This is a genomic window from Burkholderia sp. FL-7-2-10-S1-D7 (assembly GCF_001524185.1).
In the GTDB taxonomy this organism is placed as follows: domain Bacteria; phylum Pseudomonadota; class Gammaproteobacteria; order Burkholderiales; family Burkholderiaceae; genus Burkholderia; species Burkholderia diffusa.
Map to the genome: position 1 here is coordinate 159,264 of NZ_LOWY01000072.1, position 19,503 is coordinate 178,766.

Consider the following 19,503-nt stretch of genomic DNA (forward strand, 5'->3'; position numbering starts at 1 on the left):
ACAATCTACCCGTGTACATGCCCGTGAAGCGTGGCAACGGCAAGCGTTCCACGCTTAAAATGTCGCCTTTGATTGATCGCCCAGCGTGGCCGGCCGGCTGCCGCGGGCGAACGCGCACGGAGCCCCCTTCTGATGGTTACATCCCCCCACTTGCTGGCTGCCGTCGATCTCGGCTCGAACAGCTTTCGGCTGATCGTCGGGCGCGTCGAGGAAACGCCGGCGGGCAGCCAGATCTATCCCGTCGATGCGCTGCGCGAGCCCGTTCGACTGGCCGCAGGCCTGTCGAGCGACAAGATGCTCGATCGCGCGTCGCAGGAGCGTGGCTGGGAGGCGCTCAAGCGGTTCGGCGAGCGCCTGCGCGATTTCCATCCCGATCATGTGCGCGCGGTGGCGACCAACACGCTGCGCGTCGCGAAGAACGCGGGCGAATTTCTCGGCGAGGCCGAAGCGGCGCTCGGTTTTCCGATCGAAGTGATCGCGGGCCGCGAAGAGGCACGTCTGATCTACGCAGGCGCCGCGCATTCGGTGCCGGCGAGCGCCGGCAAGCGGCTCGTCGTCGACATCGGCGGCGGCTCGACCGAATTCATCATCGGCTCGCACTACACGCCGATCGTGATGGAGAGCCTCTACATCGGCTGCGTGAGCCATAGCCGCGCGTTCTTCCCGGCCGGCAACGTCGACGAATACACGATGCGGCAAGCCGAACTCGCGGCCAAGCGCGAGATCCAGATCATTTCCAGCGAGTACAAGAAGGCCGGATGGGACCAGGCGATCGGTTCGTCCGGCACGGCGCGCGCGCTCGCCGAGCTCGTCGAGGCGAACGGATTCAACGATGCGGGCATCACGCACGGCATTTCGCGCGGCGGGCTCGAACGCCTGAAGCGCGCGCTGATCAAGTCCGAGAACGTGAACCGGCTGAAGCTGATCGCGCTGAAACCCGATCGCGTGCCGGTGCTCGCCGGCGGCCTCGCGATCATGCTCGCGGTATTCGAGGAGCTGGGGGTCGACTACGTCGATACCACCGACGGCGCGCTGCGTCTCGGCGTGCTGTACGACCTGCTCGGCCGGACCCAGCACGAGGACATGCGCGCGGTGACCGTCGAGGGCTTCACGCGCCGCTACGGCGTCGATCGCGCGCAGGCCGAGCGCATCGGTGCGCTCGCGGTGCGGTTCTACGACGAGCTCGACGAATCCGACGACGAAGCACGCGAGGAAGGCAGGATGTTCCTCGGTTGGGCCGCCGCGTTGCACGAGATCGGCCTGTCGATCTCGCACAGCTCGTATCACAAGCATTCGGCCTATATCGCGAGCAACGCCGACATGCCGGGTTTCTCGCGCACCGACCAGGCGCGTCTTGCCGCGCTCGTGCTCGGGCATGCGGGCAAGCTCGGCAAGCTGTCGCAGGCGCGCGACGTCGAATGGCCGCTGCTGTTCTGCCTGCGGCTCGCGGCGCTGCTGTGCCGGCGCCGGACCGATGCCGGGCTGCCGGACATTTCCGTGTCGCAGATGAAGAAGGGCGGGTATGAAGTGCGCCTGCCGGGCGCATGGGTCGAGCAGAACCCGCTGACCGACTACAGCCTCAGCCAGGAAGCGGCCGAGTGGGAGAAGGTCGGTATTCCGTACCGCGTGGTTTATACGGGCGCGTGACGCGCCCGCACGACGGCGGCGCGCTCGCGCCGCCAGCGCTGCCTTACGATGCGCTCAGTCGGAGCACACGATCGCGGTCAGGAACGGGAATGCCTGCTTGACGGTCGCGTCGCTGCCGGCCTTGCGCACGGCCTGCTCGACCGCGTTCTTCGTGCCGCGCACCACGACGCCGTATGCCCAGGTGCCGATCGGCGTGCCGTCGCCGGGCTGGAAAATCGGATCGTTCGCCTGGTAGCCGAGCACGACATAGACGCCGAAGCCGTAGGCGGTCAGCGGATGGTTCGTGCGGAATGCGTTCACCGAATTCGACTCGACGTGCATCGGCTCCGACTGGATGTCACCTGCCGCGAGCAGCGGCGCGACGAACTTGTGGCCGTTCGAATGGCAGTCGAGCGCGTCATCGAGCGACTTGGCCGATGCGACGCCGGGCGCGACGAGGGTGCCGATTGCGAGCAGCGCGCCGATCAGGGCGGTCTTGAAAACGTGGTTTTTCATGCGCGATTGCGGGTTGGAGGCGGACATTATCGCGTGTTCCCGCAAGTTTCGTGCGCGGGTTGGGGGCGGTACGGCGCCGGTGGCGCAACCGGGCGGCGGACCAAACGAAAAAGGGCTGCAAGCGCGATGGCTTGCAACCCTTATCGTGTATCTCGTGGTCGGAGCGAAAGGATTCGAACCTACGACCCTCTGATTCCAAATCGGGTGTCCCTACTATTTTCAACGTCGCTGGCGATCGATGGAAGTTATGAATCATTGATTTGATGTGGAACTTAAGCTCATTGCGATTTTCTGTTCCGACCCACAACGCTGCACGTAGCAGCAAAATGCTGGCAACGATGAGCGATAGCGAGAAAACGCAGCGGGCGGGCAAGGATGCCATGAATTTCACGAAAACGGCGATCGAAGCGTTGCCGATGCTGGAGAAGGGCTTGAAGTATTACTACGACACGAAGGTGAGCGGTCTTGCGATCCGCATCGGCCCGAGCGGCGTCAAGACGTTCATTCTCAAAATGGCTGAATTCCCCGTCGTACGTCATCGCCCAAGCGTAGCTCAGCAAATTGGTGACCTATGACTCGCTGTCGCCGATTGCACCTGAGCGCGAGCTCCGCTCCGCTAGATGACTGGGGGCAAACTCCGTCAAGCCGCACCATATTTCTCAGACTTTAGATTAGAATCGCGCGAGAAACTCGCTGTCGCAATGGCTGACCGTCGTCGTTATGCCACTGTATTGACGGTCGAACCTGAGAGAAATAACGAAAATGGATATCAGACCGTCCGCACTCGGGGACCTGAAGTTGCGCGACCTCTATGAGGCGATCAGCAAGGGCGTTTTGCAGCAGGGGCGACTGCTGATGCTGGATACGCCGCTCGGCAAGAATGCGCTGGTGCCGTTACGGGCTCGCGGATCGGCCAGAATCGGGCGCGACTATTCGTACACGATCGACGTCGCGTCGACGCGCGATGACACCGCGCTGCTGTCGTTGATGCACCAACCCGTTAGCCTGCGGATTCAGCAGGTCACGGCTCCTTTTGCGGTTCCCGTTTATCGTCCGGTCCACGGCTTCGTGCATCGGGTCGCCTATTTGGGCGGAAACGGCGGCCTTTCGACATACCAGATCGAGTTTTCATCGGCACTGGTCTTCCTTGAGAAGACTCGCAACGAAGAAGGCTGGCTCGAGAAAGACGCTCGCGAGATCATCTCCGACGTGTTCGATCGGTATCCGCAGTTGCGCGGGCAGTATCGTTTTGCGCTGTCATCCGATCCTGCCAAGCGTTCTTGGTGCAGGCAGAGCGAATCCGATCTTCACTTTGTGAACCGCTTGGCGGAGGCCGAGGGCTGGTATTTCTACTGGGTCCACGAAAACGTTAGCGAAGGCGACGCTCCCAAGACGACGCTCGTCATCGTTGATCGCGTTTCGACCCTTCCCGACGCCAAGCCAGTTGAATTCATTCGGGCGAACGACAGCAATGAATCCGATGGTTTCGCCCATTGGGCAGCGGTGCAGACGATGCAGAGCACGCGCTACATATCGCGTGCGTTTGATTACAAGCGGCCCGCGTCCGATTTTCAGGTTGAGAGCGGACTTGTCGCGACGAGCTATGTTACGGAGGAGCGCCGCCAGAAAGCTGAGCATAGCGTTCCTGATGCGCCGATGACGGTCTACGAATCGACGGCTTACGGCTATTCCAGCTCAGAAACAGGTGAGGTGCGAGCGCGACGGCGAGTAGAGATGTGGGATGCGCGAGCAAGCCGATATTTTGGTGTCGGAGGCGTGCGGTGGCTTGATGCCGGTTCGCGGTTTATGTTGAACGGACATCCCCGCCACGAAGGCGGTGATGCGAAGAAGCGAGAGTTTTTGGTGGTCGAGGCGCGTTGGTTCATCGAGAACAACGTCCCGATCGGCCAGCAGACGGCCGAGTTTCCGCAAAGTCTTCGTGCAACTCTGGCCGAGCAGCAGGCGATTCACCGTGAGCGGTTCAAGACGCCTGGACATGAGGCGGATGGCTCGGTCGGGTTTTTTGTGATCGAAGTCGAAGCACAGCCCACGGCTGTTGAATACCGGAGCCCGCTGGATCATCCGAAGCCTGTCATGGCGATCGAACACGCGCTTGTCGTGACCCCGGATGGCGCGGAAGCGTGGACGAACGACCGAAACCAGATCAGGGTGCATTTCGCATGGGATCGCAAGAACCCGCCGGACGCCTTCAATTCCTCACCATTGCTGTCGTCGCTTCAATCCGATACCGGGAACGGTTATGGGGCTGTTCACGTCCCGAGGGCGCGGGAATGGGTCATCGTTGGTTACTGGAACGGCGACTGTGACAAGCCGTTCGTATTAGGGCGGATCAACGGAGGCGCGACCCCCTCTCCATGGCATTCAAACGCGTTGTTGTCCGGGTTCAAGTCGGATGGATTCGGCAAGACAGGGGCATACAACTCGTTCGTCCACGACGATTCCACGAATCAAGGCGGCACGCGGCTGGTCAGCTATACCGGCAAGAGCTATGCGGCGCTGACGCAGGGCTACCTGATCAAGCATGACGGCAACACGCGCGGACAGTACCTGGGTGCTGGTTTCATCCTGCACGCCGACGAGTTCGGTGCAGTTCGTGCCAGCAAGGGTTTGTCCATTAGTGCGCACTCGAAATCCTACGACGATGAGCAGATGGGTGTGGACGAGGCGCGGTCGCAGTTGCAGCAGGCGGGAATGCTGGTCGAGTCGCTGTCTAGCGCAAGCACAACCGCTCAGGCGGAATCACTGCAAGCCGGACAGGATGCGCTCAAGGCGCTATCGACGGACATCCAGCATCCGGTGTCGGGCGATACGTCGGGCGGCGTGACCGCGGGTGGCGGTACTGGCAGTGCCAACGGATTTGCGCAGCCGAACATATTGGTATCGACGCCGAAGGACATTGCACTGGTCGCAGACAACTCGACGCATATCGTGGCCGAGAAAGAGGTCAACGTCGTCAGTAACGAGAACACGTACGTGGCAACGGGCAAGTCGTTCGTCGTGGCGGCCGCGGAAAAGGTGAGCTTCTTCGCGCACAAACTCGGCGCATTCTTTGTGACGGCGAAAGGTCCGATCAAGCTGTCGGCCAACACGGATGACGTGAACGTCAATGCGGGTAAAGACGTGACGGTGAAGGCCAAGCGCATTGTGCTCGACGCCGATGAAATCATCATCAAGGCGGGCGGCTCATACACCCGTTGGGTGGCGGCTGGCATTGAAGACGGCACGCAAGGCCCGCGCACGATTAAATCGGCGTCGCTCAGCCGTCAGGGGCCGAGTTCGATTGCGCAACATATGAACAGTCTGCCGCAGGCCAAATTTAACGATCCGTATGTGCTGCGTGATCGCATCACGGGCGAGGTGCTGAAAAACCACCCGTACGAACTGATCCGCGGGGACGGCACACGTCTGACCGGGGTGACGAACGAGCTGGGGCACGTGGCCGAGCAGAAAAGCGACGATATCGAGAAGTTGGCGGTGCGCGCATTGCGGCCGAAGCCGAACGGTCCTGCGGCATGAATTCGATAACCGATGCGCGAATTTGAAGAATAGCGATGAGCAAAAACACAGATCAATCCGGCGGCGAATCGCCGTTCAGTGACGATGCCGAGAACGAAGTCGTCCGGCAGGCTGGTCGCACGGACAAGGATGGTGCGTCGGTCGGGCATTTTACGTTGACGCCGGCGAGTGACACGCGCACTAAAGAACTGCTGTGCGACGTGCGGCCAATCATTCCGGTGATCTTCCTGCCAGGCGTGATGGGTTCGCCGTTGGTGAACACCGAAACCGGTGACGAGATGTTCTTTGCACCGGAGACGGACGGCCTATTGGGGAAGGCAGGTGCGTTGCCAGCTCTGATCGGCATGTGGTTCAAGGGCGCGTCTACTCGGGAAACGCAGTTCGACCCGACCTTGGCAGCCGTCACCCCGTTCGGGCCGGTCAGCGCAGGCAAGCACGAGAAGGATGCTGAACCAGACCAGTATGTGGACGAGAAGGAGGCCATTCGGCGGGGTTGGGGCTCAGTGTATCGGTCGAGCTATCAACCCATGTTGGCGTGGCTGCAGGAACAATTGAACGAGCCTATGCATCTTGGGAAGCATAAAGGACCCTGGATTCAAGGCGACCCTGACGGCGAGAAGTGGGCGCTTAAGTCACTGCTGGACACGGAGCCGGCTGACTATGGGGCGATCGACGCCGGCGCGCAAGGCCGTGGGCTGGCGATCACGAAAGATTCGGAGGTGTTCAAGCACTTCATGAAATTCCAGTACCGGGTGTACGCGATTGGCTACAACTGGCTGCAATCGAATGAAAAGTCCGCGCAGGATGTGATCGATGGCACGAATTTCAAGGACAAGAAGACCGGCAAGATCACGCGACTGATGGGAATCAGGGAGATCATCGAAGAGAACCATAGCGGCAAGGCGATTATCCTGACGCACTCGATGGGCGGGTTGGTGGCTCGGATGGCGATTGCCATGCACGGGGCAGGGAGTATGTTGCACGGAGTATTCCACAACGTGCTGCCGGCGACCGGGGCGCCGATCGCGGCGAAGCGGTTTCGTACCGGCGGTGGTAGCGAGGGTTCGATAGACGGTTTCATCAATGGTGCCCTGCTCGGGAGTAATGCGAACGAATTTGTGGCGGTGGCCGCGAATGCACCGGGGGCGCTCGAGTTGCTGCCGATGCCGGATTATCACAACGGCGAGGCATGGTGGATTTTTGCACGGCTCGATGGCACACCGGTGATGGAGTTTCCGAAAGATGGGAGCGCATATGCGCAGATTTATACCAATTCGAAATGGTACGGCTTGGTGCCGGAGCAGTCGACATCGTTGCTCGACCCGGCAGGAATCATCCAGGCACGACTCGACGCTAACCCAATAAAGTCCACCGTATCTGAGAATTTCAGCAAGGTAATGAAACAGGTGGTTGAGAATCAAACCAATATAAAGTACGCCTACCACGATAATACGTATGTGGCTTACGGGGATGGGGAGTTGAAACCCAAGGGAGCAACCGAATCGGGCGACAATCATGGCAAACCCACAATCGAGAAAGGCAAGAAGCTGACCGATTTGTTGGCATGGGGCACGGTGATCTGGAAGGGAAACGTGCCCGCAGGGGTAACGGCGGAGGAACTGAGCGCCGCGCGGTTCATGCACGATACGCACAGCGGCACGCTACGCGTGCACTTGGATTCGCGCAACGTCACCATCGAATTCGAGGTTCAGAAACAGCCTAAGCTACCGCCTGACAGCAAAGTCCCCGATCCTAAGAAGAACGGGATCATCCCAGGTGATGGTACCGTGCCGGTCTGGTCGGCCGAAGCTCCTGCGTACGGCGTAAATGGTGGGGCGGCCCACGGTGTACAAGTGGTATTTGACCAAGGGGGCTACGTGCATCAGGAAAGCTACAACCATCCGTGGACTCGCTGGGCGTTGCTCTACAGTATCGTGCAAATCGCACAAGATGCAAAGGAGCCGCAATGCTGACACGTATTGGACGATTGCTGTTTTTTGTAGCGGGCATCTGCGCCTGTTCGATCACTTTTTCTGTGGAACCGACGATGACGAATCCTCTGCTGTCCAAACCGCGCCCGTGGTGTGTCGGACGCTTCGTGTTCAATCGACCTGCGACGAGCGAACTCACGAATCAGCGATATGGGTTTTGGGGGGATAAGCTGGAGACACAACACAATGTTGCTATTGCTACATATCAGACAAAAGTCGGAGGTTTGGAGAAAAAATTAAAGACGGAAAAAAGAATCGACCCCGGAAATAATAATAATAAATTGAATCACGTATGGCTGGAAAGAGAAATATCTCCAAGAGCAAATGCAAAGGTATTTGCTTACGTGGATGCGTATACGGAAGGTGTAAAATTACCTTTCGATACGGAGGGTTATATCTACGAAAACAGCACGTTATTCCATACAACCGGGTCATTTGGTTCGACCGGTTTGGACAAGTTTGAACCTGTTTACACGGACCTCTATCGGCGCATCAAGGCACGTGACAATTGGTCGGTGCCGACCGAGTCGGGGTTCTGCTTTGACGGCGGCATAGCCACGGGTTCGTCGACCTTCTCCGAGGAGGTCAGCCAGTCGTTCGCGTTGATGCCGGGGCGGCCAGCGCTGCTCGTGATCCAGATGCGCGAATCGGTAACCGGCGACCAGAAATCGCCACTGACCAAGACGTTGCCTGATCTGCGCGCGAAGATGGATCAGATATCGAGCGGGAGCTATCGCATTCTGCGGCAGGGCAAGCGCACGGTGGCCGGGATGGATGCCGAGGAAGTGCTGTTCGCGTTGAAGGAAGGCGAGATTACGTCGTACCGTTTCTATCTGCTCGCGCCGGGTGATCCGAGTACGTTGGCGAAGCCACATACGGCGATTCAATTGCTCTTAGGCGCACCCAGTTCCGACCTGTCGCCCGACCAGGCAAGTTCGCCGGTGGACGAGGCTGGTGCGCTGCAAACGTGGGACACACTGCTGAACAGCCTGCGACTGCGGCCTGGCGCAGTCTGAGCGGAGGCGACATGCGACGCTACGACATCGTGAAGGGTGACGCGACGACAGTCGGAGGCATCGTGCAGGGTGGTGACGGACAAGACATGCTGCACGACCACGAACAAACGTATGAACACGATCCGGTATGGTGCCCGGTGTGCAAGACACTCGGCGTGATCGTGTGCGATGGCCCGCGTCATTCGAGCACCGGACCGGATGGCCGACAGTCGGCGTTGAGTGACGACCTCTGTCGGTGCGCGTGTCCGATTCCGCCGAAACTGGTGGCGTCACAGTCGGTATCGTATACGGAGGTCTGAGCGACGGAGAAGGAGAACGACATGCCCCGAACGATCGCAGGTCGGGTTGTACTGCTGGTGCTGGCGGTGAGTGTTACGGGGTGCGCTTCGACCGGAATATTGAGCAGCGCCATGTAGTTCTCCGTACTCGACACTAGGCCGATGCCCTTGACCCTAGCCCACAAAACTGTCCCATTTGAAAGTGGAAAATTCCGGCACATCGGTGACGGTACTGAATGTAGTCTTGCGCGTAATCGTTATTGCGCCGGAGAGTTCCAAAGACCAGATGGATAGATTGCGGAGGGTCGCTTGGGATACTGCTCGGCATCGCGCCAGTCGGCGCGGGCGATGAAAAGGCGGTGCTGGGCGGGGACGAGACGGTCAGCCATCGGGCGCGGTTCCTTATGGGAATCGCATCCAGATGCTAGCAAAATAGTAGCAATAGCCCAGCGACGCACCAAAGAAAAAGGGGTTAGCTTCAGCTAACCCCTTGATTCCTTTGGTCGGAGCGAAAGGATTCGAACCTTCGACCCTCTGATCCCAAATCAGATGCGCTACCAGGCTGCGCTACGCTCCGACGAGCCAAAGATTCTATCGTCTAATGGGTAGCTGGGTCAATCACGTTTTGCATAAGGCGCACATCATCACGAAGCGCTTACGATTGGCGACAATTCGAAGCGTGATCGTCCGGCCTGCGAGTGTGCGGCCGGAACATTCGTCGAAGCATGGAGAGACATCATGATGAACCTGATCCTGTGGCGCCACGCCGAAGCCGAGGACTACGCGGCAAGCGACCTCGCACGCCAGTTGACGGCCCGCGGGCGCAAGGAAGCGCAGGCCATGGCCAAATGGCTGCGCGGCCGGCTCGAGTCGAGCAGCATGATCCTCGCTAGCCCGGCGGCGCGCACCGTGCAGACCGTCGAGGCGCTGACCGACCAGTACCGGACCGTCGATGCGCTCGCGCCGGGCGGCAGCGTCGACGACGTGCTGGCGGCTGCCGGCTGGCCCGACGGCATCGCGCCGACGGTCGTGATCGTCGGACACCAGCCGACGCTCGGCAGCGTCGCGGCGCAGCTGATCGCCGGCAACGGCGACAGTTGGAGCGTCAAGAAGGGCGGTATCGTGTGGCTCGCGAGCCGCACGCGCGACGGCAATCGTCAGGCCGTGCTGCGCGCGGTATTGACGCCGGACCTTGTCTGAAGGGGGTTGAAGGCATTGATCATACGGTTTCGCAGCCTTTCTGCTAAAGTCAATTCGGCGACACGTCATTGAATGGACACGGTCGTGCCACAGAACGGTAACGACCGGTTACTACATTGGCTGGCATGTCGTCCTATTCCTTACGATCAGGAAAGCCTAATGCGAGAACTGCCGACGCCTACGCTCCCCTTTGCCTCGCTTCCCCTCGACACGTCGCGGCGTCACCTGCCGCGCGCTGCTGAAACCGTCACATCCGAGTTCCGTCTGCGTGCCGCCTGGGCCCGCACGGAAGACGAGCTGCGCGAGGCCCAGCGCCTGCGTTACACCGTGTTCGCGGAAGAGATGGGCGCCCAGGTCAGCGGTCCATCCGGTCTCGACGTCGATCCGTTCGACGCCTATTGCGATCATCTGCTGGTGCGCGATCTCGACACGCTGAAGGTGGTCGGCACGTACCGTGTGCTGCCGCCGCACCAGGCCGCGCGTGTCGGCCGTCTGTACGCCGAAGGCGAATTCGACCTGTCGCGCCTGACGCACCTGCGCGGCAAGATGGTCGAGGTCGGCCGCTCGTGCGTGCACAGCGACTACCGCAGCGGTGCCGTCATCATGGCGCTCTGGGGCGGTCTCGGTGCGTACATGATGCAGAACGGCTACGAGACGATGCTCGGCTGCGCGAGCGTGTCGATGGCCGACGGCGGGCACTATGCGGCGAACCTGTATCAGTCGCTGTCGCCCAACTCGCTGACGGCGCCGGAATACCGCGCGTTCCCTCATACGGCACTGCCGGTCGACGAACTGCAGACGGGCACCGTCGTCTCGCCGCCGCCGCTGATCAAGGGCTACCTGCGTCTTGGTGCGAAGATTTGCGGTGCGCCGGCGTGGGATCCCGACTTCAACTGCGCGGACTTCCTGACGCTGTTCCGGCTGTCGGACATCAACGCCCGCTACGCCCGGCACTTTCTGGGCTGAGCCGTTCGTTTCGCAGCGCGCTGCCCAGGCGCGCACGCAAGCGAACGCCGTCGCGCGGCAGACTGCCGCTCGACGGCGTTTGTTCGTTCCGAGGAAATTGTTCTATCCGGCCCTGTTAATTTGGGCGATACGCACTGACCACCGTGCGGGCAGGCGCACGTTCGGAGCAGGCCGCGCAGGCGGCGGCCCGGGCGACAGGGCGGCCTCGCCTAGTGCTTGCGCCGCCAGTCGAGCAGGTGGTGTTCGGCCATCCAGTGATGGATCATTCCTTCGCCGCCGTGGCTGCGCTTGTATTCGCGCGACTCGAAATAGGACAGGGCGACGAGCACCATCAGACCGATGAACAGGCCGATCAGGCCGGCGATCTCTTCAGTCGACATGGCAGCCTCCTTTCAACGGCATAGCGCCATGCGTACATGGTAGAACATGCGCGGGACAACCCCTAACCCGGAATTCCGCTAGACTCGGCGCGGTCCTGGCGCGCGATGGGCGCGCCGTTTTCCGGAGCCTCACCGATGACCCGTTTCATGCTGGCCGTGCTGGCCGCGTCCATTCTCGCCGGCTGTTCCAGCGATCCCCACCAGTCCCGCCGCGGCCACCCGCCGCAAGATCCGGCCGATTACCACGGCGTGCCGACCGACATGACGCCACCGTCGATGCTCGGTGAGCCGGCGCCGTCAGCACCCGCATCCGCACAATAACGAAACCGGCCGGCCTGCCTGGCCGTCAGGTGCCGGCTGCGGGTGCGTCGGCGCCGATTCGCCGCGTCAGCGCCGGCAGGTAGCGCGCAAGCGTCGCGCCGCGCGCCACCATGAACAGCAGCAGCGCGAACCACAGCCCGTGATTGCCGAACGGGCCGACAGCCGCCAGCGTCGCGGCAATGAAGATCGCGAACGACACGACCATCGCGCGCATCAGCGATTGCGTCTGCGTTGCGCCGATGAACACGCCGTCGAGCAGGAACCCCCATACGGATACGATCGGCGAGATCGCCGCCCACGGCAGGTATTGCAGCGCGACCGCGCGGATCCCGGCCTGGTCGGTCAGCCGTGCGACGATCCAGCCGCCGGCCGCCCAGTAGACGAGCGCGAACAGCAGCGCGCCGAGCGCGGACCAGAGCAGCGTGACCCGCACGGCCCGCCGGAATGCGGCGCGGTCGCGCGCGCCGGCTGCGGCGCCGACGAGCGCCTCGGCCGCATGCGCGAAGCCGTCGAGCCCGTACGCCATGAAGGTCTGGAAATTCAGCAGCAATGCGTTGGCCGCGAGCGTCGCGTCACCCTGTTTGGCGCCCAGATGCGCGAACCAGCCGAACGCGCCGAGCAGGCACAGCGTGCGAAGGAAGATGTCGCGATTGAGCGCGATCAGCCGCTTGAGCGCCGCGCGATCCGCCAATGCTCCCGCGGCCAGCGGCGCAAGGCCGCGCGGGCGCAGTTGCCATAGCATCCATGCGCCGAGCGCGAAGCCGCACGCGTCCGCGGTCGCGGTCGCCGCGCCGATTCCGGCGATACCCCAGCCGAAGCCGTACACGTACAGCAGCACGGCGCCGATGTTCACCGCGTTGATGAAGACCTGCGCGACGAGCGCGAGCCGCACGCGCTGCACGCCGAGCAGATAGCCGAGCACGACGTAGTTCGCGAGCGCGAACGGCGCGCTCCAGATTCGTGCGTGGCCATAGGCCAGCGCCGTCGCGCGGACGGCGTCGCTGCCGCCCAGCGCGGTCAGCGCGAATGACAGCAGCGGCACCTGCAGCGCGAGCACGGCGGCGCCGAGCGCGAACGCGACGATCAGCGCGCGCAGCACGTTGAGCCGGATGCTGGCGGCGTCGCCGGCGCCGTGCGCCTGCGCGACGAGACCGGTTGTGCCCATGCGCAGGAAGCCGAAGCCCCAGAACACGAAGCTGAAGAACAGCCCGCCGAGCGCGACGCCGCCGAGATACTGCGCGCCGTCGAGGTGGCCGGCGACGGCCGTGTCGACCGCGCCGAGGATCGGCTGGGTCAGGTTCGCAAGGACGATCGGGAAGGCGAGCGCGAGGACGCGCCGGTGCGAGACTGCGGCCGACCCGGTGCCGGCCCCGTGCAGTAATGCGGATTCGGACATGGCGAACGCGTCAGGCGCGTTCCTGCACGCAGACCCACGGCGACACGACTACCGCCCACAGCTCCGGATTGCGCGCCGCGAAGTCGGCGGCGGTTTCCGCCGGCATGCGCGCGACGAGACCGGACGACAGCCAGCGCGTGACCTGTTCGGCGTCGTCGCCGGCGATCGCTTCCGCGACGCTGACGAGATCGAGATCGCGTGCGACCGACAGCAGCTTGCCCTGCGCGAAGAAGCGCTCGAGGTCGCACCAGTCGATCTTGGCGGTTTCGCCGAGGAGTTTGGCGTAGAGCGGGCTGTGCGACGCGCCCGCGGCGGATTCGTGTTGGTCGGAGGACATCGGTCGTGTACTGAAAAGACTGCGTGGGCGCCACTATAAACCATCCGGGCGCGCGGCCAGCCACGCGGCGCGGCGGCACGCGCCCGGTTCACGCGTCGCGCAGCGCGCGGCGCACGATCTTGCCGGTTGCCGTCATCGGCAGGCTGTCGACGAACGCGATCGCGCGCGGGTACTCGTGCGCGGCCAGGCGCGTCCGCACGTGGGCCTGCAGCGCCTGCACGAGCGCGTCGTCGCCGACATGGCCGGGGTTCAGCACGACGAACGCCTTGACGATCTCGGTGCGCGTCGGATCGGGCACGCCGACGACGGCCGCCATCCGCACCGCCGGGTGCGTGAGCAGGCAGTCTTCAATCGGCCCCGGCCCGATCCGGTAGCCGGCGCTCGTGATCACGTCGTCGTCGCGGCCGACGAAGCGCACGAAGCCGTCGGCGTCGATGGTGCCGGTGTCGCCGGTGAGGAGATAGTCGCCCGCGAACTTGTCGCGCGTCGCGGCGGGATTGCGCCAGTATTCGAGGAACATCACCGGGTCGGGGCGACGCACCGCGATGCGCCCTTCGACGCCGGGCGGGAGCGGCGTGCCGTGCTCGTCGACGATCGCGACCGCATGGCCGGGCACGGCCTTGCCGATCGTACCGGGCTGCGCATCGAACAGCGCCGCGCATGACGACAGCACCATGTTGCATTCGGTCTGTCCGTAGAACTCGTTGATCGTCACGCCGAGCGCGTCGCGTCCCCAGGCCGTCAGTTCGGTGCCGAGCGATTCTCCGCCGCTCGCGACCGATTTCAGCGCCAGCGCGTGGCGCTCGCGCGGCGCGGGCACCGCGCGCATCAGCTTCAACGCGGTCGGCGGCAGGAACGCGTGGGTCACGCCGTGCCGCGCCATCAGCGCGAACGCGGCTTCGCCGTCGAACTTCTCGAAGCGGCGCGCGAGCACGGGCACGCCGTGGTGCCATGACGGCAGCAGCACATCGAGGAGCCCGCCGATCCACGCCCAGTCGGCGGGTGTCCAGAACAGGCGCGCGTCGCGCGGAAAGCATTGCTGCGACATCTCGACGCCCGGCAGGTGGCCCAGCAGCACGCGATGCGCATGGAGTGCGCCTTTCGGTTTCCCGGTCGTCCCGGACGTGTAGATGATGACCGCCGGGTCGTCGGCGGCGGTGTCCGCCGGCACGAAATCCGGCGATTCGGCGGCGAGTGCGGCGTCGAAGCGCAGCACGCCGGGCGCGTCGGGCGCATCGTCGCCGATGCAGTAGCAGGTGCGCAGCGCCGGCAGTTGCGCGCGCAGCGGCGCGATCTTCGCGTACCCGGCCGCGTCGGTGACGAGCGCGGCGGCTTCGCTGTTCGCGAGCCGGTATTCGAGCGCGTCCGCGCCGAACAGCGTGAACAGCGGCACCGCGATCGCGCCGAGTTTGTACGCGGCGAGATGGGCGATCGCGGTTTCGGGGCCCTGCGCGAGGAAGATGGCGATCCGGTCGCCGCGTTGCAATCCCGCACGTGCAAAGCTGTTCGCGAGCCGGTTAGAAGCATTCCTCAGGTCGTCGAACGTGAGGTGGGACACGTCGCCTTGCGTCGTTTCGTGAATCAGCGCGAGCCGTCCGCTGCCGTCGGCCCACTTGTCGCAGACGTCCACGCCAATGTTGTAACGGTCCGCAACGTTCCACGCGAAGCGGGAGAGCAGGTCGTCGTAGCGGTCGGCGGCGGGTAGCATCGCGTGTCTCCTTGGCATCGATCGTCGGCATTGGCCGATAGCTTACATCGGCATTTCACGCGACCGAAATCACAATGGCGCCTGATGGATAGGGAATGTTCGGACTCGCCCAACGGGGGCGGCTCAGTGCACGATTCCGCCATGACGCATAAGATCATGACAAAACAGTGATGAGACCATGGATTTGCTTCTGATAGCTGCGGGGTTCAGCCTGTTCGGAATCGGTGCGCTGGTGGTGTTTGCCAGCTGCGTCGATCCGTTGTCGGGCCGGTTCACCGGCCGTCTGCGCAAGCGCTGACACAACCTTACCGATCTCCCTCGTGACGACATGCGATGCATGCCGGCATCGCGTGTCGTCCTCCTTCGGCGGTGGCGCGCTCAGCGCGCCGGCAGGTAGCGTGCCGGATCGATCGAGCGGCCGCCGTAGCGCAGCTCGAAGTGCAGCGCGACGCGATCGCTGTCGCTGTTGCCCATTTCCGCGATCGTTTGCCCCTGCGTGACCGACTGGCCTTCCTTCACGAGCAGCGCACGGTTGTGCGCGTAAGCCGTCAGGTAGTCGGCATTGTGCTTGAGGATGATCAAGTTGCCGTAGCCGCGTAATCCGTTGCCCGCGTAGACGACGGTGCCCGGTGCGGCGGCCAGCACCGGCGTGCCCGTGGCGTTGGCGATATCGATGCCCTTGGATTTCGAGCCGTCGAAGCTGCGCACCACGTTGCCGGCGGCCGGCCAGATCAGCGCGATGCTGGTGGCCGGCTTGACGGCCGATTCGACCGGCGCCGAAGGCGCGGGGCGGCTGCGGCCCGCACTGCCGGTGCCGGTGGTCGATGCGGTCGTCGTGCCGGGCGGCGGCGCGACGCGCAGCACCTGGCCGACCTCGATCGCGTCGGGATTCGCGATCTGGTTCCAGCGCACGATGTTCGCCATCGACGTGCGATTCTCGCGCGCGATCTTGTAGAGCGTGTCGCCGCGCTCGACGCGGTAGTAACCCGGGCCGACGGGTGCGGAGCCGCACGCGACGAGCAGTGCGGCGCAGGCGGCCGCGAAGAGCCGCTTCGTTGTTGTTCCGAACATTGAACCTCGCAAAACCCCGCCGCGCGCGACGCGGCAGGCGATACAAAACGTCCGATTTTAACGGGTTCGACCCGAGCACCGCAGTTTCGGGCCGCGGGCGCGGCCGGCGCGCACCGGTTCGCCCGTGCGGCCGACGTCAGCCGGCGAGCGGCAGCACGCGAATCCGCAGCGACGCTGTTTCGGTCGCGCCGGGTGCGAGCGTGCGCAGCCCGAGGCCGTTGTGGATCGCGTCCGGCAGGCCGAGCCACGGCTCGACGCAGTAGAAGTTCGATTCCGGCTTTTCCGTCCAGGTCGTGACCGCGTACCACGGGATCGAGCCCGGGACGTCGAGCGCGATCTCGATCGTGCGGCGGCGGCCCGGCATCACGATGCGCACCGGCTCCGACGGCACGCCGTCGAGGCAGTGGAAGCGGTCGAGAATGTCCGGATCGCCGAGGCTGTACGATGCTTCGCCGGGCTCGAGCGGGCTGATCGAGCCGTCGGCGCGCTGCATGCAGCGGCGCGTCGGCGGCAGCTCGAGCGTGGTTTGCGCGCGCTCGCCGTGCGGCAGCGCGAAGTAGAAATGGTGGCCCGCGTAGTAGGGCAGTGGCGTGTCGCCGCGATTGGTCGTGGTGAGCGCGACGTCGAGCGTGTGGGCATCGGCGAGCCGGTAGGTCGTCTCGAACCGGAAATCGAACGGGTAGCTGTCGCGCAGCGCGTCGTTCGCATCGAGCGTCATCGATAGCGCGGCGGCGTCGGCCGACGGTTGTGCCGCAAACGGCAGGTCGCGCGCGAAACCATGCATCGGCAGGTCGCGGACCACGCCGGCGGCATCGCGCCAGCGGCCCAGTTCGCCGTCGACGCGATGGCGGCCGAGGAACGGGAACAGCAGGGGATTGCCGCCGCGCACGCGCGCGAGGTTGCTCCAGTCGGCGGCTTCCGGCCAGAAGATGACCGGATCGTTGTCGACGTGCCACGACAGCAGGCGGCCGCCGAATTGCGGGGCGACCCGGACGAGCGACGGGCCGGCGTGAAGTTCATGAATGTCGTGCTGCTGGAAGATCGGCATGGCGAATCGGTATGAACGGGTGGACGGGGGCGCGATGGTGCGCTCCATTATCGGGCCGCGAGGCGGTCGGGGAAAACCCTTCTCGGGGAAATCGCGAGTTTTTCAGACTGCCGACGGTCTGGATAATGGCGTTAAACCGGTGATGTTGCCGGGTCATGACACTTCGTGGAGGGGGCCATGGATCTGGCAATGGCAATGGGTATCGCACTGTTCGGCATGTTTACCGGCAGCACGGTATTGTTTTTCTATCAGCTCGGCCGCTGACGGCAATTTCTGCCGGAATCGAAAGGCCCGCCATGCAAATGGCGGGCTTTTTGCTTTCTGAGTGCTTACAAGTTGCAAGCGTTTGTGTGCATTGCCGCAATAACCGGCCAAATGCCTTGGCGCAGTAATCCTGGCTGGGCATAATCGGGGCGCGTTTTTTCGGACGCGCGATGCGTCGTCCGCTTTTCTACCCGATTGATCATCACTAAAAGGACCGACGCGTGAGTCTCTGGTTTCTGATATTCCTGAGCGTCCTGCAGGGCGTCACCGAACTCTTCCCCGTCAGCAGTCTCGGCCACACGCTGCTCGTGCCCGCGCTGTTCGGCATGCACATCGACAAGCACGCACCGCAGTTGCTGCCGTTCCTCGTCGCGCTGCACCTCGGCACCGCGCTCGCACTGCTGTGGTACTTCCGCGCACGCTGGATCGCGCTGATCAGCGGCTTCTTCGCGCAGCTCGGCGGCCGCAAGAACGACGACGGGCACCTGATGTGGGCGCTGATCATCGGCACGATCCCGACCGGGATCGTCGGCCTCCTGCTCGAGAAGCGCATCGAGCGCGTGTTCCACGACCTGCGGATCGTCGCGATCGCCCTGATCATCAACGGCGTGCTGCTGTGGGTCGGCGACCGGATCCAGCGCAGCCGTGCACACCAGCCGCCCGAAAAGATGACGTTCAAGCAGGCGTTCTTCGTGGGCCTCGCGCAGATCGGCGCGCTGATCCCGGGTTTTTCGCGCAGCGGGCTGACGATGATTGCCGGTAACGCGGCGGGGCTGACGGCGGAAAAGGCGGCGGAGTTTTCGTTCCTGCTCGGCACGCCGATCATTTTCGCGGCGGGCGTGCTGGAACTGCCGAAGCTGTTCCATGCACGCGACCAGCTCGCGGACGCGCTGCTCGGTGGCGTGCTGACGGCGATTGCCGCTTATCTGAGCGTGCGGTTCTTGATGCGCTATTTCGAAGGGCGCGGGCGGCTGGCTTCGTTCGGCGTGTATTGCGTGATTGCCGGAGTGTTTTGCCTTGGGTGGTTCATGCTGCATCCGCAGCCGGTTTGACGGTTGCGGTGCCGGTTGCGCGTCGCGCATGATATGACGCGATGATCGGGTATAATTTCGGGCTGGGCTTCATGCCGGGCCCGTTTCGTTTCGGGGCTTTGAGTCCGGTTTGTGCCGTGTTGTGCTCGAAGCCTTTCGCGTCAAATGCGGCCCGGGTTGTGCGGCCGTGTCTTTTCCCCTCGACCGCCCTTAGCTCAGTTGGATAGAGCAACGGCCTTCTAAGCCGTAGGTCACACGTTCGAATCGTGTAGGGCGGGCCAGAATTTCCTGAAAGATCAACAAGTTACATCCGGTCTGAATCCGGCGGATTCAAGGCCCAATCACAGTTCTGTGTGACTGGGGTGTGACTGGATTCTACATCGGGCGTCCCATCAATAACGCCTAGCACCCACCAGACTACCTTTTCAGCGACCTGTATTCGAAGCGCCGCGAATATTCATCCCGGCCACAAATCCCAGCCCAATATCGGCTAGTCGCTCTCCCGGCCCGCTTTGTCGTCGTGGCGGTTCTCTGGCTTCGCGGCTTCCTCGTCGTTCTCTAGTTGGCCCCGTTCCTGCGCCTCTATCTCTGCTGCACTCCAACGGCGGGACGCGTCGGCACGCGCCTTGGCAATCTCATCAAGTAACGCGCTGTGAGCTAATACATAGCGATCAAGCAGTTCCCGCACGACATCCGACGTGGTCTTTTGGGTAGCGAACTGGAGGTTATCCAGTTGCTCATGCAACGTGACCGGGATGCGGACGTGCAAGACCCGCGTTTCAACTCCCTTTGGTCGACCTCTCGTAGCCATTTCCTG

18 protein-coding genes and 2 tRNA genes are annotated in these 19,503 nt (G+C 63.2%); 11 read left to right on the plus strand and 9 right to left on the minus strand.

What is annotated here, in order from left to right; genetic code table 11:
* Positions 1-132 precede the first annotated feature (132 nt).
* Positions 133-1,647, plus strand: coding sequence for an exopolyphosphatase (ppx, locus tag WS75_RS22215; protein WP_059683191.1), 1,515 nt, complete (start codon positions 133-135; stop codon positions 1,645-1,647).
* Positions 1,648-1,701: 54 nt separating this feature from the next.
* Here ppx and WS75_RS22220 read toward each other — a convergent pair whose 3' ends face one another.
* Positions 1,702-2,142: a hypothetical protein gene (locus tag WS75_RS22220; protein ID WP_059683192.1), complete on the minus strand. Its 441-nt coding sequence runs from the start codon at positions 2,140-2,142 to the stop codon at positions 1,702-1,704.
* A 326-nt stretch (positions 2,143-2,468) separates the two neighbouring features.
* On the opposite strand from WS75_RS22220, the gene WS75_RS34690 reads away from it, so the two are divergent.
* The 5 genes from WS75_RS34690 to WS75_RS32655 all read left to right on the plus strand — a co-directional run bounded on the left by WS75_RS34690 (position 2,469) and on the right by WS75_RS32655 (position 8,985).
* Positions 2,469-2,717 carry an Arm DNA-binding domain-containing protein gene (locus WS75_RS34690; RefSeq protein ID WP_059683194.1) on the plus strand — a complete coding sequence of 83 codons (249 nt, stop codon included), beginning with the start codon at positions 2,469-2,471 and terminating at the stop codon, positions 2,715-2,717.
* Between the two features lie 187 nt (positions 2,718-2,904).
* Positions 2,905-5,679, plus strand: coding sequence for a type VI secretion system Vgr family protein (locus WS75_RS22230; RefSeq protein WP_059683197.1), 2,775 nt, complete (start codon positions 2,905-2,907; stop codon positions 5,677-5,679).
* A gap of 35 nt (positions 5,680-5,714) precedes the next feature.
* A complete protein-coding gene (locus WS75_RS22235) occupies positions 5,715-7,652 on the plus strand; it encodes an esterase/lipase family protein (RefSeq protein ID WP_059683199.1) in 1,938 nt (645 codons plus the stop codon).
* The gene (locus WS75_RS34220) at positions 7,646-8,686 is read left to right on the plus strand and encodes a T6SS immunity protein Tli4 family protein (RefSeq protein WP_306453413.1); all 1,041 of its coding nucleotides are present in this window, start codon (positions 7,646-7,648) and stop codon (positions 8,684-8,686) included. The genes WS75_RS22235 and WS75_RS34220 overlap by 7 nt, the downstream gene beginning before the upstream one ends.
* Positions 8,687-8,697: 11 nt before the next feature.
* Positions 8,698-8,985 (plus strand): PAAR domain-containing protein, encoded by a 288-nt coding sequence (locus tag WS75_RS32655; RefSeq protein WP_082729696.1) that lies wholly within the window; start codon positions 8,698-8,700, stop codon positions 8,983-8,985.
* 479 nt (positions 8,986-9,464) lie between these two features.
* Here WS75_RS32655 and WS75_RS22245 read toward each other — a convergent pair.
* Positions 9,465-9,541: transfer RNA gene (locus tag WS75_RS22245), tRNA-Pro, on the minus strand.
* 161 nt (positions 9,542-9,702) lie between these two features.
* On the opposite strand from WS75_RS22245, the gene sixA reads away from it, so the two are divergent.
* Together sixA and WS75_RS22255 are read left to right on the plus strand one after the other, a co-directional pair.
* Positions 9,703-10,164: a phosphohistidine phosphatase SixA gene (gene sixA, locus WS75_RS22250; RefSeq protein ID WP_059683200.1), complete on the plus strand. Its 462-nt coding sequence runs from the start codon at positions 9,703-9,705 to the stop codon at positions 10,162-10,164.
* A 159-nt stretch (positions 10,165-10,323) separates the two neighbouring features.
* Positions 10,324-11,130, plus strand: coding sequence for a GNAT family N-acetyltransferase (locus WS75_RS22255; RefSeq protein ID WP_059683202.1), 807 nt, complete (start codon positions 10,324-10,326; stop codon positions 11,128-11,130).
* Between the two features lie 209 nt (positions 11,131-11,339).
* On the opposite strand, the gene WS75_RS34225 is transcribed toward WS75_RS22255, so the two are convergent.
* Positions 11,340-11,510 carry a hypothetical protein gene (locus WS75_RS34225; protein ID WP_179948935.1) on the minus strand — a complete coding sequence of 57 codons (171 nt, stop codon included), beginning with the start codon at positions 11,508-11,510 and terminating at the stop codon, positions 11,340-11,342.
* 135 nt (positions 11,511-11,645) lie between these two features.
* On the opposite strand from WS75_RS34225, the gene WS75_RS22260 reads away from it, so the two are divergent.
* Positions 11,646-11,831: a hypothetical protein gene (locus tag WS75_RS22260; RefSeq protein ID WP_059683205.1), complete on the plus strand. Its 186-nt coding sequence runs from the start codon at positions 11,646-11,648 to the stop codon at positions 11,829-11,831.
* Between the two features lie 25 nt (positions 11,832-11,856).
* Here WS75_RS22260 and WS75_RS22265 read toward each other — a convergent pair whose 3' ends face one another.
* The 5 genes from WS75_RS22265 to WS75_RS22285 form a co-directional block, all read right to left on the minus strand.
* Complete coding sequence (locus WS75_RS22265) at positions 11,857-13,227, minus strand: MATE family efflux transporter (RefSeq protein ID WP_059683207.1); 1,371 nt, start codon at positions 13,225-13,227, stop codon at positions 11,857-11,859.
* 10 nt (positions 13,228-13,237) lie between these two features.
* Entirely contained in the window at positions 13,238-13,564 is a 327-nt protein-coding gene (locus WS75_RS22270; protein WP_059606389.1) for a DUF2288 domain-containing protein, read from the minus strand.
* Between the two features lie 88 nt (positions 13,565-13,652).
* Positions 13,653-15,272 (minus strand): acyl-CoA synthetase, encoded by a 1,620-nt coding sequence (locus WS75_RS22275; protein WP_059683209.1) that lies wholly within the window; start codon positions 15,270-15,272, stop codon positions 13,653-13,655.
* 378 nt (positions 15,273-15,650) lie between these two features.
* A complete protein-coding gene (locus WS75_RS22280; protein ID WP_059683211.1) occupies positions 15,651-16,343 on the minus strand; it encodes a peptidoglycan DD-metalloendopeptidase family protein in 693 nt (230 codons plus the stop codon).
* Positions 16,344-16,479: 136 nt separating this feature from the next.
* On the minus strand, positions 16,480-17,391 hold the full coding sequence (locus WS75_RS22285) for an aldose epimerase family protein (RefSeq protein ID WP_059683213.1): 912 nt from the start codon (positions 17,389-17,391) through the stop codon (positions 16,480-16,482).
* Positions 17,392-17,876: 485 nt separating this feature from the next.
* Between WS75_RS22285 and WS75_RS22290 the strand changes: the two genes are divergently transcribed.
* Complete coding sequence (locus WS75_RS22290; RefSeq protein WP_059606402.1) at positions 17,877-18,707, plus strand: undecaprenyl-diphosphate phosphatase; 831 nt, start codon at positions 17,877-17,879, stop codon at positions 18,705-18,707.
* A 183-nt stretch (positions 18,708-18,890) separates the two neighbouring features.
* Positions 18,891-18,967 (plus strand) — tRNA-Arg (locus tag WS75_RS22295).
* Between the two features lie 209 nt (positions 18,968-19,176).
* On the opposite strand, the gene WS75_RS22300 is transcribed toward WS75_RS22295, so the two are convergent.
* Complete coding sequence (locus tag WS75_RS22300; protein WP_156429845.1) at positions 19,177-19,455, minus strand: hypothetical protein; 279 nt, start codon at positions 19,453-19,455, stop codon at positions 19,177-19,179.
* Between the last annotated feature and the right edge of the window lie 48 nt (positions 19,456-19,503).

Bases quoted from the DNA above. Each gene is read 5' to 3' on its own strand.
- ppx (WP_059683191.1), top strand. From the start codon at position 133: ATGGTTACATCCCCCCACTTGCTGGCTGCCGTCGATCTCGGCTCGAAC.
- WS75_RS22220 (WP_059683192.1), bottom strand. From the start codon at position 2,142: ATGAAAAACCACGTTTTCAAGACCGCCCTGATCGGCGCGCTGCTCGCA.
- WS75_RS34690 (WP_059683194.1), top strand. From the start codon at position 2,469: ATGCTGGCAACGATGAGCGATAGCGAGAAAACGCAGCGGGCGGGCAAG.
- WS75_RS22230 (WP_059683197.1), top strand. From the start codon at position 2,905: ATGGATATCAGACCGTCCGCACTCGGGGACCTGAAGTTGCGCGACCTC.
- WS75_RS22235 (WP_059683199.1), top strand. From the start codon at position 5,715: ATGAGCAAAAACACAGATCAATCCGGCGGCGAATCGCCGTTCAGTGAC.
- WS75_RS34220 (WP_306453413.1), top strand. From the start codon at position 7,646: ATGCTGACACGTATTGGACGATTGCTGTTTTTTGTAGCGGGCATCTGC.
- WS75_RS32655 (WP_082729696.1), top strand. From the start codon at position 8,698: ATGCGACGCTACGACATCGTGAAGGGTGACGCGACGACAGTCGGAGGC.
- sixA (WP_059683200.1), top strand. From the start codon at position 9,703: ATGATGAACCTGATCCTGTGGCGCCACGCCGAAGCCGAGGACTACGCG.
- WS75_RS22255 (WP_059683202.1), top strand. From the start codon at position 10,324: ATGCGAGAACTGCCGACGCCTACGCTCCCCTTTGCCTCGCTTCCCCTC.
- WS75_RS34225 (WP_179948935.1), bottom strand. From the start codon at position 11,510: ATGTCGACTGAAGAGATCGCCGGCCTGATCGGCCTGTTCATCGGTCTG.
- WS75_RS22260 (WP_059683205.1), top strand. From the start codon at position 11,646: ATGACCCGTTTCATGCTGGCCGTGCTGGCCGCGTCCATTCTCGCCGGC.
- WS75_RS22265 (WP_059683207.1), bottom strand. From the start codon at position 13,227: ATGTCCGAATCCGCATTACTGCACGGGGCCGGCACCGGGTCGGCCGCA.
- WS75_RS22270 (WP_059606389.1), bottom strand. From the start codon at position 13,564: ATGTCCTCCGACCAACACGAATCCGCCGCGGGCGCGTCGCACAGCCCG.
- WS75_RS22275 (WP_059683209.1), bottom strand. From the start codon at position 15,272: ATGCTACCCGCCGCCGACCGCTACGACGACCTGCTCTCCCGCTTCGCG.
- WS75_RS22280 (WP_059683211.1), bottom strand. From the start codon at position 16,343: ATGTTCGGAACAACAACGAAGCGGCTCTTCGCGGCCGCCTGCGCCGCA.
- WS75_RS22285 (WP_059683213.1), bottom strand. From the start codon at position 17,391: ATGCCGATCTTCCAGCAGCACGACATTCATGAACTTCACGCCGGCCCG.